The 14,218-nt window shown below is 34.7% G+C and carries 7 protein-coding genes; all 7 read right to left on the bottom strand.

Translation table 11 applies throughout. From position 1 onward, the window contains the following. Positions 1-15 precede the first annotated feature (15 nt). Positions 16-324 carry a rhodanese-like domain-containing protein gene (locus RSE15_RS05640; RefSeq protein WP_324070006.1) on the bottom strand — a complete coding sequence of 103 codons (309 nt, stop codon included), beginning with the start codon at positions 322-324 and terminating at the stop codon, positions 16-18. 71 nt (positions 325-395) lie between these two features. Next, positions 396-2,153, bottom strand: a complete 1,758-nt coding sequence (locus RSE15_RS05635) for an aromatic amino acid hydroxylase (RefSeq protein ID WP_324070004.1) — start codon at positions 2,151-2,153, stop codon at positions 396-398. Positions 2,154-2,367: 214 nt separating this feature from the next. Continuing rightward, positions 2,368-6,699, bottom strand: a complete 4,332-nt coding sequence (locus tag RSE15_RS05630) for a T9SS type B sorting domain-containing protein (RefSeq protein WP_324070002.1) — start codon at positions 6,697-6,699, stop codon at positions 2,368-2,370. A 122-nt stretch (positions 6,700-6,821) separates the two neighbouring features. After that, the gene (locus RSE15_RS05625) at positions 6,822-7,340 is read right to left on the bottom strand and encodes a DUF4136 domain-containing protein (protein ID WP_324070000.1); all 519 of its coding nucleotides are present in this window, start codon (positions 7,338-7,340) and stop codon (positions 6,822-6,824) included. A gap of 70 nt (positions 7,341-7,410) precedes the next feature. Further along, positions 7,411-9,393 (bottom strand): urocanate hydratase, encoded by a 1,983-nt coding sequence (locus tag RSE15_RS05620; RefSeq protein WP_324069998.1) that lies wholly within the window; start codon positions 9,391-9,393, stop codon positions 7,411-7,413. A 58-nt stretch (positions 9,394-9,451) separates the two neighbouring features. Then, positions 9,452-9,628, bottom strand: coding sequence for a C1orf53 family protein (locus RSE15_RS05615; protein ID WP_324069997.1), 177 nt, complete (start codon positions 9,626-9,628; stop codon positions 9,452-9,454). Positions 9,629-9,983: 355 nt separating this feature from the next. Beyond that, the gene (locus tag RSE15_RS05610) at positions 9,984-14,123 is read right to left on the bottom strand and encodes a RemA C-terminal-like gliding motility protein (RefSeq protein ID WP_324069995.1); all 4,140 of its coding nucleotides are present in this window, start codon (positions 14,121-14,123) and stop codon (positions 9,984-9,986) included. Positions 14,124-14,218: the final 95 nt, after the last annotated feature.

Raw genomic sequence — 14,218 nt, 5'->3', positions numbered from 1 at the left:
CAATCGGGACTTTTTTTATAATTTGTTTTCTAAACTGTTCCAACCGCCACCATTAATGCAATCAATTCCGTTTTGTTTTAAAATGGAAGTTGCTTGAGCACTTCGCATTCCAGAACGGCAACATGCGATAACTGGTTTGTTCCATTTTTTGATGGTTTCGATATTTTCGTTTAGAACTTGTAAGGCAATATTTTTTGATCCTTTAATGTGTCCCTCTTTAAACTCATCAGGTGTTCTTACATCTAAAATAATGGCTTCTTTTTGTACATATTCTTGTATGTCATTTGTTTTATTTCCTAATCCTAAAAAATCTAATAATCCCATAATGTTGCTTTTTTTGACAAAGATAATTGCAATTATAGGTCTTTTCAGTAACATAAGTTACTAAGACGTGACTATATGTTCGCTTTTTCAAAAATTAATTCTAATCCATTGTCAATTAAATGTTTGATTTCTGGACGATTGATTTTTACTTTTTCTAAATGATTTAAAACTTTATCTACCAAATTAGAATCGCCTTCTTTTTTAGCCAATTCTGCAATCTCGACGGACAATAACCAATCATTTGGATGATTTGCAGTAACAGATGCAAAAGCTTCTTTTAATGTTGTAGTTGCAGTTTTATTCTCTCTAATATTTCGAATACTAGCATATAATTTTTCTAATTCTTCTCTCTCTGCCGATTTTTTTTGTTTAATCGTTTGAGAAGATGGAACATGATTAATCATATCAAAACTATTCACATCTGCAGGGCCAGAAAAAGCAGAAATTACTTTTTTACCCACTGCCATATCGTAAATACCCCATTCAGGTTGGAAAAGAACGGTATCGTTTTGAGTAACTGTACAGTTTTTGAATTTAATTAATAAAATTTCACCTTGTAAGTTACGCGAACCTGTGATGATTTCACCTTTTACGATTATATTTCCTTCAAATTCTAAAGTTACTTGTTCTCCTTCGTAAATGTCATATGCTCGTAAATCTCTTGGACTCATCTCTTCAATAGTTAGATTGATTCCTTTTAATTTTCCAATTGGTGAACCAAAACCTTCGGCATGGTATTCTGTTCCGTGACCTACTATTTCTTTTTCTCTATATGAAAGCGCCGTTTTTCCTGAAGTTTGAATATAAACAGGTTTTCCTTCGTGTTCAATTACATTAGTAAAAATTCCAGAAACTTGAATACCAGTACTTAATTCTATGGTACCTAAAGCATTAGAGCTAATTAGTTTTTTAATGCCAGATAAGCCTCCAGTGCGCAATGCCATTTTATTTGCAAACTCCTCTAAAACTAAACTTAATTGAGCAAAATCGGGAGTTACATATAGTTGAGGTTGAGGTTTTGTAATGTCAAAACTCATGTCGGCTGCTGAAATATCATACGGAATTTTCTTTACGTTATCTGTCATACACCAAGCACTTTCACCAATTGAAGAAAGTAATCCAGCACCATAAATTTTTGGATCATCAACGGTTCCAATTAAACCATATTCCACGGTCCACCAATGTAAGTTTCTAATGCGCGACATTTCAGATAGTTCGCCCATATTATTTTGCAAAAAATCTACTTGTTCTTCGGCTTTTTTGATTTCATCTTCTGGAGTGTCTTCTGCTTCTTTTAAAATAGAAAGCAAACGAATGGCTTCATACAATTCGTAATCACGCGCCGATGAAATCGCTTTGCAACCAATTTCGCCAAAACGACGTAAATATTCAGCATATTCTGGATTAGCAATGATAGGAGCATGGCCCGCACCTTCGTGAATAATATCTGGAGCAGGAGTATATTCAATGTGTTCTAACTGACGAATATCGCAAGCAATAACTAGAACATTGTAGGCTTGAAATTCCATAAAAGCATTGGGTGGAATAAATCCATCAACAGCAACAGCAGCCCATCCAATTTCTTTTAAAATTCGATTCATACCATACATGTTTGGAATGTTATTGATTTCCAAACCTGTTTTTTTCAGGCCTTCTAAATAAGAACTATGTGCTACTTTTGAAAGATAATCTACATTTTTACGCATTACATAACGCCAAACCGCTTGGTTAATGGGTGTATAATCTTCATAAACTTGTGGTTTAATGAATTGTTTTAAATGCTTTGGTAATCTGTCAATCAGCGTATTGCTTTCAAAATGCGTTTCCATAATTTTATTCGTGAAGTTTGTGTAAAATTAGGAATTTTTAAGACATCAGGAAAGCTTTTTTAACGAATTGATAAAACTCATTATAAATTATTAATTTACTTTTTAGCTTTAATTTCAATTCTCTTTTTACAGAAATCTTTTCAATATAGATTTGATGAGTCATAAAAAAGCGGCACAAATAAATGTACCGCTCTTAAAATATTAATATTAATTTCTATCGATTTAAAGAGAAATGCGCTTTAAACTGTTTAGCAACTCCATTTTCTGTATAATCTAATGTAAACCAGTAATCTGTTGATGGTAACTGTTCTTGATTGTGTGTACCATCCCAACCATTACTGTCTTGTGTTGCACTTAATTGTTTCAATAATTTACCATAACGGTCATAAATGTACAACTTCGCATCTGCCTGATTTAATCCAACGATATTCCATGTATCATTGATTCCATCTCCATTTGGTGTAAAATAAGTTGGATAATCTATTACCATTACTTCTTGTGTCATATAAGTACATCCTTCTGTATCGATTACTGTAACTATATGCTCCCCTGCACTCACTCCTGTAAATACATTTGATGATTGCAGTGCGCCTTCATCTAACGAATACATTAATGTTCCTGAACCATCTGGAACTGTTACTATTATAGTTGCATTTTCACTAAAATACTCACTTTGAACTATCGTCATTGATGTTGCTGGAGTTGTTGCAGTGACCGTTGCCGTAGCACTTGCTAAAAGAGGATCAGATGAACATCCCGTTAACCAATTGGTTGCAATAACACTATAAGTACCTGCTGCATCTACTACTAATGTTGAATTTGTTGCGCCTGCGATAATAGTACCATTGCTGTCAAACCATTCAAAATCATAATCTGCATCATTTAAACCTGTAGTTAAGGTATATGTCTGATATACTTCTCCTGTTGCCGTGATACAAATGTTTCCATCTGTTAATATTGGGAGTGGGGATGGATTTACATTCACTCTATAATCTGTGTAACCGCCTTGGCAATCTCCTAAAGTAGATCGTACTCGGTAGATAACATAACCTTGTGTATTGGTTGTAGCTGTTAATACATCATTAATTGGTGATGGAGCTATGCCTGTTCCAGGTGTTGCGCCTGTTACATTTACAACCGTTAACACTTCCCATGTCAATTGTGTTCCTATAATAAGTGGAGAAACATCAATCATTAAATCTGTACTGTTACCACTACAAATTGTTTTTACTGGTGATGAAATTGGTAAACCTGGATTTGGATTAACGGTAACTATTCCACTTGTTAATAAATTACCTGGACAACCATTTCGAATTGGTGTAACTTCAAAATAAATTGTTCCAGCCACTAATGGATTACTTGTTATTACTTGTAAATCAATCATAGCTGTTGTTGATGTTGCGATAATTGTTCCTGATGTAGGACCTCCTACAACATTTACACCACTTGTTATTGCTGTCCAACTATAGGTAATACCACTTATGTTACCTACAATATCAACATGTACATTGTTGGTTGTATTTGTTGCTGAACAAACTGAACTATCCGCAACACTTACACTCTCAACTAATGGTATTGGATTAACTGTGATTACAATAGGATTTGATGCCACACCATAACATCCATTAGCCATTGGAATGATAACCATAGTTATTGTTCCAATGTTTTCAGAATCCGTTAATGTAGCGATTTGATTTATATTAGTCTCATCCCCATTAGTTGTTGTACTATATGAACCTGAAATATTTGAAACTGTAGCACTCCATATATATGTCGTATTTGGTAAGCTACTGTTTAAAACAAAATCTAAAGTACTACCATCGCAAATGGTATCCGTAACCAAATATGTTATCGTTGGCTTTGGAGTAATTTGAATAGTCAAAGAAGTACTAGTAGCACATTGGTTAAAATCTGGAGTAAATACGTATGTTTGAGTGATTGTATTATTAAAATTAGGCGCCCATGTTCCACTTATTCCATTAGTTGAGATTGTTGGAAGAGGAGAATTAGTTATTATACCTTCACATATTGGTCCAATAGGATCAAAAGTCGGTAAATTAGCATTGTTTGAAAGAGATACAGTTCCATTCAAGCTAACTGAATCACAACCGCCTACTGTATTAATAGTATAAGAAAAATCAGTTGCAGGAGTTCCACTAATGGTAACAACATTTCCAGAAATCGAAGCCGTTACACCAGTTGGTAAACTAGAAACCGTTGCACTAGTTGCTCCACCTCCAAAAGCATATTGAATAGGAGCAATAGCAGTTCCTGAACAAATAGCTTGATTATTATTAGCAGCTTCTAAAGTTAGAGTAGCATTGTTTGAGAGAGATACAGTTCCATTCAAACTAACTGAATCACAACCGCCGACTGTATTAATAGTATAAGAAAAATCAGCTGAAGGAGTTCCGCTAATGGTAACAATATTTCCAGAAATCGAAGCCGTTACACCAGATGTTAAACCAGAAACCGTTGCACTAGTTGCACCACCTCCAAAAGTATATTGAATAGGAGCAATTGCAGTTCCTGAACAAATGGCTTGATTATTATTAGTAGCGTCTAAAGTTAGAGTAGCATTGTTTGAAAGAGAAATAGTTCCATTCAAGCTAACTGAGCCACAACCGCCTAAGGTATTAATAGTGTAAGAAAAAGCAGTAGTTGGAGTTCCGCTAATGGTAACAACATTTCCAGAAATCGAAGCCGTTACGCCAGTTGGTAAACCAGAAACCGTTGTACTAGTTGCTCCACCTCCAAAAGTATATTGGATTGGAATAATTGCGCTTCCAGAACAAATATTTTGAGTGTTATTAGCCGAATTTAAAGACAGAGTAACGATAGTTGATGTAACAGTAACACTGCCGTTTAATGTAACACTTCCACAGCCTCCTACAGTAGTAATAGAGTAAGTGAAATCACTTGTTGGTGTTCCGTTAATCGTTACGGTATTTCCAATAGTTGTAGCATTTACACTAGTTGGAAGTCCAGTAATAGTAATACCTGTGGCTCCTCCTCCAAAAGAGTAAGATATTGGATTTATGGATTGATTTATACAAACAAATTGATTGGTGCTTGCTGCTGATGAATTTAAAGTTAAAGTTGCATTACTAGAAAAAGCAACGGTTCCATTTTGTGTACTAGTTCCACAACCACCTACTGTATTAATAGTATAAGAAAAATCAGTTGCAGGAGTTCCACTAATGGTAACTACATTTCCAGAAATCGAAGCTGTTACACCAGTTGGTAAACCAGAAACCGTTGCACTAGTTGCTCCACCTCCAAAAGTATATTGAATAGGAGCAATTGCAGTTCCAGAGCAAATGGATTGATTGTTATTCGCAGAGTCTAAGGTTAGCGTTGCATTGTTTGAAAGCGATACAATTCCGTTTAAACTAACCGAACCACAACCGCCTACTGTATTAATAGTGTAAGAAAAATCAGTTGCAGGAGTTCCACTAATGGTAACAACATTTCCAGAAATCGAAGCCGTTACACCAGTTGGTAAACCAGAAACTGTCGCACTAGTTGCACCACCTCCAAAAGTATATTGAATAGGGGTAATTGCAGTTCCAGAGCAAATGGATTGATTAGTTGTTCCAATTGCACTAGATAAGGATAACGTACTTCCGCTAATGTTAATTACTATATTATCAGAAAGTGAGGTATTACAAACATTTGTAACAGTTAGAGTTAAAGTTATTGTGCTGCCTGATATGGCAGTAGTTGGAATTGTATAATTTGTAACTAAGCTACCTGAATTAGAAAAACTTCCATTAGGGGCAGACCAGACTATACTTGTTTGACCTTGAGCAGTCCCTGACAAATTAATAGTTTGTCCTGGACAAGCAGTTAATGGTGTTGTTCCAGCTTCTACAGTAAAAGGAGGTATTGGTGCCGTACAACCATTGTTAACATAGGTTGGAGTTCCAGTTGGACTAAAATTTACAGTTGAACCATTTAGATCAGATATTGCTCCTCCAACCGTGCCTAGAATATTAATTAAATTAGCTCTTTGATAAGTTACACTATCGGAACAACCTCCACCAAATGTAACACTTAAAGTTCGGGTTGCGGGTGTAGCGTTATAATTTCCAAAGTGACCTGCATTTGGGTTAGCAGGGGTATCTTGAAATAACATATAAATATTTGAAGTCAATGCCCCGAAAGAGTTCAAAGTTGTATCTAAGTTTGGGCTAGAAACAACAATAACGGTTGAATTAGCAGGAAGCACTCCTCCAATTGGTTCTAAAATTTGACCACATCCACCAGCTGCTAAAATCGCATTATTTAGCTGATTAACTTTTGAGGTTGTAGTTGCATTTTGTACTAATCCTAACCAAGTTTGAGCTGGCCAATTGATGTTTAAGGTATTTGTGTTGAGTGGCGTTGTCCCAATTTTCATTCGAAACATTTCATTGTAACCTTCATTGGTTCCATTGTCACACGCGTCTACTAAAATACTCTCGATTTCAAAACATTGAGAAAAGGAATTATCTGTAAAGAAAAAAAAAGTAATTAAAAATGCTAAACTCTTGTAAAATTTCATTCTAATTGTGGCTTAATTTAAAAAAGCTGTGCAAAGTTATGAAAAGCTAAAGATTCTAATATTATTAAAAAATTAATATTATTAAAAAAGGTGTAAAATTCACTTTACACCTTTTGTTTTTATTATTTTGGAGGATATTGCTCTAATATCTTTGAAACAAACTCCATAATTCGAGCGTCTTTTTTTTCTGTATTTTTAGTAAGATAGCCGCTACCTTCTCCTTGCCAAACTAACTCTTTTGTTTTTGCGTCAATTAAATCGATAAAAAGTGTTCCTTCGGGAGTGGTAGTTACATTTGTGTAACCCATACCCATTCCCCAATAAGGATTCCAGCCCCAACCAAATCCCATGTTGTTGTATACATCAACACGTTCTCTTTCTTTAGTAAAAATACTAATTAGAACATCAGGGTTTTCAGATTTGCTAAACCCTTTTTTTGTCATAATTTCATCAATTGAATAAAGAATCCTTTTCTTGTCTAAATCAGAAATTTCAGCCTTATCAATTCCGCTTTTTAAATAAGCATAGGTTTTGTAATTTACAAAAGTTGCTTTTTTATCGTAATCGGCATTTACTCTAACTGAACTACAAGATGCTAAAGTTGCAATTAGAAGTATCGAAAGTAATTTTAATGTTTTCATTTTATAGAATTTTAGATTATTATGTATCCAAATTGTTTGATTTGATTGATAAATCTAAAACATAAATTATCTAAAAATCAAACAATTGCTCTTCCACTATATTAGGGATGGTAACTTTTAATAAAGGTTGCGTCTCCATGGCTCTTTTTATTGCAAAAATAGCTCCTTCGTTTCTAGCCCAACTTCTTCTTGAAATTCCGTTGTTTACATCCCAGAAAAGCATCGACTCTAATCGTTTAGATGCTTCTTTACTTCCATCAATAACCATACCAAAACCACCATTAATTACTTCGCCCCAGCCAACGCCACCTCCATTGTGGATAGAAACCCATGTAGCTCCACGGAAACTATCTCCAATTACATTTTGTATAGCCATATCTGCAGTGTAGCGTGAACCATCATAAATGTTGGAGGTTTCTCTATAAGGAGAATCCGTTCCAGAAACGTCGTGATGATCTCTACCTAAAATTACATAGCCAATTTCGCCACGAGCAATCGCTTGATTAAAAGCTTCTGCAATTTTAATTCGACCCTCTGCATCAGCATAAAGAATTCTAGCTTGTGACCCTACGACTAATTTGTTTTCTTGCGCACCTTTTATCCATTGGATATTATCGGCCATTTGTTGTTGGATTTCTTCTGGTGAGTTTTTCATCATTTCCTCCAAAACATCGCAGGCAATTTTGTCGGTTTTGGCTAAATCTGCTGGATCTCCTGAAGCACAAACCCAACGGAAAGGTCCAAATCCATAATCGAAACACATAGGTCCCATAATGTCTTGTACGTAACTATTGTATTTGAAATCGATGTGGTTTTTAGCAAATACATCGGCTCCAGCACGAGAAGCTTCAAGTAAAAATGCATTTCCGTAATCAAAGAAATAGGTTCCTTTTGCGGTGTGTTTATTAATTGCTGCAGCATGACGACGCAATGTTTTTTGAACTTCTTCCTTGAATTTTTCAGGATGATTAGCCATTAAATTATTTGACTCTTCAAAAGTGTACCCGATTGGATAATAACCTCCAGCCCATGGATTATGCAAAGAAGTTTGATCAGAACCTAAATCTATATGAAGATTTTCTTGATCAAAACGTTCCCATACATCAACTACATTTCCTAAATAAGCAATAGAAACTACTTCATTATTTTCAAGCGCTTTTTTAACTCTTGGTACCAGTTCGTCTATATTTTCAACTACTTCATTAATCCATCCTTGTGAATGACGAATGTGTGTGATTTTAGGATTTACTTCAGCACAAACGGTTACGCAGCCTGCAATATTTCCAGCTTTTGGCTGAGCACCACTCATTCCTCCAAGTCCTGAGGTTACAAATAATCCGCCTTTTGGAGCTTTTTTTATTTTTCTAAATCCGTTTAAAACGGTGATTGTTGTTCCATGAACAATTCCTTGCGGACCAATATACATATAACTTCCTGCAGTCATTTGCCCGTATTGCGATACACCTAAAGCATTCATTTTCTCCCAATCATCTGGTTTTGAATAATTTGGGATTACCATTCCATTAGTAACTACAACTCTTGGAGCTTCTTTATGTGAAGGAAATAATCCCATTGGATGACCAGAATACATAGCTAAAGTTTGCTCATCAGTCATTTCTGCTAAATATTGCATAGTCAATAAATACTGTGCCCAATTTTGAAAAACAGCTCCGTTTCCACCATAAGTAATCAACTCATGTGGATGTTGTGCCACCGCATAATCCAAATTGTTTTGAATCATTAACATAATGGCTTTCGCTTGTTCACATTTTCCAGGATATTCCGAAATTGGTCGTGCGTACATTTTGTAATCAGGACGTAAACGATACATGTAAATTCTTCCGTAACATTCTAATTCGGCTTTAAATTCCGGAAGTAATTCAGCGTGATGTTTAGAATCAAAATAGCGTAAAGCATTTTTTAAGGCTAATTTTTTTTCTTCATCAGAAAGAATTTCTTTTCGATTTGGTGCATGATTTATTTCTGTTTCATACGGTTTTGGATTTGGTAAAACCGAAGGAATTCCTTGTAATATTTGTTCTTGAAACGTCATTTTTTTATATGTTGTATTGATGTTTATTTTTTTACTGAATACTGCGACTAAAGACAGATTATTTTTTATTTTTCTCCGTTTTTTTATCAAATCCATACGGACAATGTCGGCAACCGCTTTTGCAGCAATAACCTCTTTTTAAGTGATATTTTTCGGTAAAACATTTGTATCCTTCAGAGGTATAATAGAAATCTTCCCCTTCTTTTAAATTATTCGGATTTATATCGTTATTCATATCGACAAATTTAGCAACTTTGCATCAAATGATAGTACTAGTTTTTAAATATTTAATACCAAAAGGTTTTCGAGGAATTACCTTGTTTCCGTTTATAATACTTTTTAGTTCGGAGGATAAGCATAATTATGTACTATTAAATCACGAAAAAATTCACATAAGACAGCAGTTAGAGTTATTGATACTTCCGTTTTTTTTGTGGTATTTTTTTGAGTATCTATACAGATGGATTCAATTTAAAGACAAGAAAAAAGCATATTTAAATATTTCATTTGAACGAGAGGCTTATGCGAATGAAAAAGACCTTAGCTATTTAATTAAGAGACCTTTTTATAGTTTTATTAATCAATTGTAATTAGAAAATTATTTTATATGTTTTTACAAAACCATTTTCTAAAGTTACTTTGACAATTAGTGTACTTTGCGTTTTTTGAATTTTATCACAAGTAAATGAAGTTGAATTTACCTTATTAAAAGTTTCTAAAACTCTTCCTAATAAATCATATACTCTAACTGATTTAATAGTTTGATTTGTTGTAGCTATATGAATTGCATCATTCGTATACACAGTGATTCCACTTTCATTGGAGAAATCTTCGTTTCCTAATGTTTGATTTGTAAATCGTAAAATGAAACGTGTATTGTTTTCACCTTGTGTTGCTGTAAATGTATAAGGTGCTAGTTTGATATCATGTGTAAGATTTAATTGAGTATCTTCTAAATAAATATTTTGTGTAGCAAACAATCCGTCAACTGCATGAATGGCCACAGTATAATTGCCTGCTTGAGGTGCATTATATCCTATTGGAATCGTTTCTTGATCTGTAAATGGTAGCCCTTTAGCTTGAATACTCATTTTATCCATACCAATTAATGAATACATTTTTGCATTACTTGCTGTTATAGTGGTTGAAGCATCAAATAAGCGGTCTTTACCTGCAGTAGCAAGATCTGCATACCCTACAACAGTTCTTGAAGTTGCAGGATTACCACCATTAATAAAATCTAACCAAATGCGGTGTTTCTCAATGCTTTGTGAAGAACGATAGAATTGTGAGTTTCCATAGCTATTACCACTAGCATCTGTACGCATACTGTTTTTAAATTTGATGGTGCTTGAAGCTGCCGTTGGTGCAGTTTCATCATATTTTAAGAAGAACCCTTGTCCTGCTGCAATATTTCCACCAAATGAACTAGGTCCAGTTTGATCAGCAAATGTGTTATAAATAATATAATCTTCTGGATTATAATTGTACGTAAAAGTACTATAAAAAGGGTTTGGATTATTACTTGAAATTGCTGAACCATGAGTCCATATAGCAATTGAACCTTCAATAGCTGTATTGTCAAGATCTCCTAAAAACTCATCAGCACTAATTGCAGAAGGGTAAGGGTTACCTATTAAATTCCAATTGTCGTCATAACCTCCAATTGCACGCCTGTACACATTTACTGAAATTTCACCGTTAAAAGGCACACCTGTAAAGTTTTTAGTACCTACACCTCTCATAATAACTCCTTTTCCAGCTGTTAATACTTGTCCTGAAGCAGCAATCCAATTTCCACTTGTGCTGGCTGCATTATCCCAAAAATAATTCCATCCACTTGGGACAGTTTGACCGCTCACAGGTGTTGCCCAGTAAACATAATCTGAAGTATTAACCGTTAGTGGCGAAGTTCTTTTATAAGTAATATTACCACTATTTGTCACATTGTTCGTTTGAATTAAATTCGCATTGTTTTCTACAGTAAATGTTCCACCAATCACAATTAATTCATTACTAAGTAACATAGTGTCACCAGAAGCAATCGTTACATTTCCTGAGTTAATTGTGCAATTACATCCTTCAATTGTTCCTGAGGTAGTATACGTTCCGTTAAAAACGATTCCCATATTAGCAGCTGGTCTTGTAGGAGACCAAGTCGTTCCATTCCATGTTGCAACAGCACCAACAGTTACAGTTAATGAGTTACTTAATGAAGCGGTACAAGATCCTAAACTAACCGAAACTAAATTTAAAGTTTGATTTGCAATAACATTTGGAATAGTTACCGTTGCTGCACCACTCGTTAATGTTATTGTTTGGTTAGCCCCACTATTAATTGTATAAGTAACTACAGCCCCGTTTGTACCTGCTATAGTAAAAGTTGCCGTTCCGTTGTTACAAATAGTTCCATTATTTCCTGAAATAGTTGCAGTTGGAATTGGATTTACAATCATAGTAATTCCAGTAGAAGTTACAGATGAACCAGTTAAACAAGGTATTGCATTAGAAGTCATTCTAACTGTTACTACATTGTTATTTGTTAAAGTTGTAGAAGTGAATGTTGTGTTTGTTTGTCCGCTAACTGCGGAACCATTAACAAACCATTGATAGGTTGGAGCTGTTCCACCATTTGTTGGCGTAGCCGTAAATGTTACACTTGTACCTGCACAAATGGTATTGTCTGCATCATTCGAAGCAACACTTACACTAGCAGGTAAAACAGGGTTTACTGTCATAGTAATTCCAGAAGAAGTTGCTGGCGAACCTGTTAAACAGGGTGTTGCATTAGAAGTCATTCTAACTGTTACTATATTATTGTTTGCTAAAGTTGTAGAAGTGAATGTTGTGTTTGTTTGTCCACTAACTGCGGAACCATTAACAAACCATTGATAGGTTGGTGCTACTCCACCATTTGTTGGCGTAGCCGTAAATGTTACACTTGTGCCTGCGCAAATGACATTATCTGCATCATTCGAAGCGATACTTACACCAGCATATAAAATTGGGTTTACTGTAAAAGTGTTTGATGATGTTGCAGAACCTCCAGGGGTTGTAACTATCACCGTGCCTGTAGTACCAGACCCTACAGTAACCGTTATTGAGTTTGGTGTATTTGCAGTTATGGCAGCGGCTGTTCCGCCTATTGTTACAGATGTTGCGTTAGATAAATTAGTTCCATTGATAACTAAAGAGGATCCAACACAGCCGCTTGAAGTAGTTAAACTTGAAATAGCAGGTGGTATATGAGTCACACAAATTGTAAATGCATTAGCTGTTTTAATTCCCCAATAATCATAAACTTGAATGTAATATGTGTTTCCTATTGTTAAGTTTGTTAGAGTTCTTGTTTCTATACCGTCATCAAATGTTACATCAATACAATCTCCACCAGTTGGTATTACAGTTGATCCACAACTAGAAATAACCCCGAGTACAGAATCTATATCTGCTGCGCCGTCAACGGTCACAACGTGACTGGTAGAAACTGCCACAAAACTGTACCATACAGCTTCTTCAGCTGTACCTTGAGTACAATCCCCTGTTTCGTTATTGTCTGTAGCTCCAAAAGTAGAGCCTGTAGTTGTTGTGCAAATAGTACTTGAAGTTAAAGAAATTGCTCCTGAACAAATGTCATTGACAGGGGGTGTAGGTGAAGTAGCACAAATTCCGAATGTACCTTGATTATCGTTTGAGTATTCCCAAAAGCGAACATAAATAGTAGTTCCTGGGATTAAATCAGTTCTAGTGATGCTTGACATTAGCCCATTTGCACTATCGTCATCGTTACACTCTAGTAATGTTAATCCACTACAGGAGCCTGTATACCAAGCCATTCCACTGTCAGTTAATCCTCCTGATTGAGTGTCTATTGTAACTTTTCCATTTGCAGGCACAACAAAACTAAACCAAACATCTCCACCTGTATAACTAGCACATCCTGGCATAGGAGGTATGGATGGTGATGTTGAATCTGTAGCGCCAACTGTTGTATAGTTTGAATATGAACAACTACTAGTATTTAATGTTAAAGGAATAGCATTATTGCAATCGTCGGCAAATGATGTTACACAAATACTATTTAAAATCATATCATTGTTATTTCTATTATTAATGACTTTGATATAATAGGTTCCATTGGCTAAAATCGATGTTATTGTTTCTGTTTGTGCGCCATTTGTTTGTGTTGCATTCGCACAATTTATTTGAGTTAAAGTTCCTCCACAAGTATTATTAGATGATGATATTAATTGAAGAAATAAATCACGATTTGCAGCATCTGCTGTGATAGTAATGTTTAGTGGTCCGCCTGTTACTGTGAAAGAGTACCACCCTTCTCTTCTGAAAGTATTAAATGAGCAACCAGATGCAATTGGAGTATCTTGTGTAGAATCATTGATTGTTCCTGCAACACAAGCACCATTTATTGTAAGTGGTGTTGCTGTTGAACAAGTTGTACCTTGCGCAATTAAATCGTTTGAGAAAAATACTAAAACAAATAGTACACAGCAAATTTTGATGTGTTTAAAAAAAGGATTAGAAGCTATTCGTACTAACTCAGTTTTTGTATTTGAGCATATTTTTTGTACTATAACAGCTAATATAGTTATATAGACTACTATTTCAGATAGAGAAATAAATTTATTAGTGTCTTGTATTAAGAATAAATATTTTAATGTAAATAAAAGAACTAATAAGTCAAAGATGTTTGTTTTTATATTTTTAAACATAGCATTTAAAAGGGAAAAATAATTTTTCATAACAAAAAAAATAATTATAACAAATAGTCTATTTGTTATAATTAAGGATAATTTGAATTTATACT

Source organism: Flavobacterium sp., assembly GCF_035195345.1.
Classification (GTDB): domain Bacteria; phylum Bacteroidota; class Bacteroidia; order Flavobacteriales; family Flavobacteriaceae; genus Flavobacterium.
Note: the sequence above shows the minus strand (reverse complement) of the source record. Positions and strands in the feature narration are given on the sequence as shown.

What these genes read in the sequence shown, in the direction of transcription:
- RSE15_RS05640 (WP_324070006.1), bottom strand. Translation starts at nt 324, where the DNA reads ATGGGATTATTAGATTTTTTAGGATTAGGAAATAAAACAAATGACATA.
- RSE15_RS05635 (WP_324070004.1), bottom strand. Translation starts at nt 2,153, where the DNA reads ATGGAAACGCATTTTGAAAGCAATACGCTGATTGACAGATTACCAAAG.
- RSE15_RS05630 (WP_324070002.1), bottom strand. Translation starts at nt 6,699, where the DNA reads ATGAAATTTTACAAGAGTTTAGCATTTTTAATTACTTTTTTTTTCTTT.
- RSE15_RS05625 (WP_324070000.1), bottom strand. Translation starts at nt 7,340, where the DNA reads ATGAAAACATTAAAATTACTTTCGATACTTCTAATTGCAACTTTAGCA.
- RSE15_RS05620 (WP_324069998.1), bottom strand. Translation starts at nt 9,393, where the DNA reads ATGACGTTTCAAGAACAAATATTACAAGGAATTCCTTCGGTTTTACCA.
- RSE15_RS05615 (WP_324069997.1), bottom strand. Translation starts at nt 9,628, where the DNA reads ATGAATAACGATATAAATCCGAATAATTTAAAAGAAGGGGAAGATTTC.
- RSE15_RS05610 (WP_324069995.1), bottom strand. Translation starts at nt 14,123, where the DNA reads ATGTTTAAAAATATAAAAACAAACATCTTTGACTTATTAGTTCTTTTA.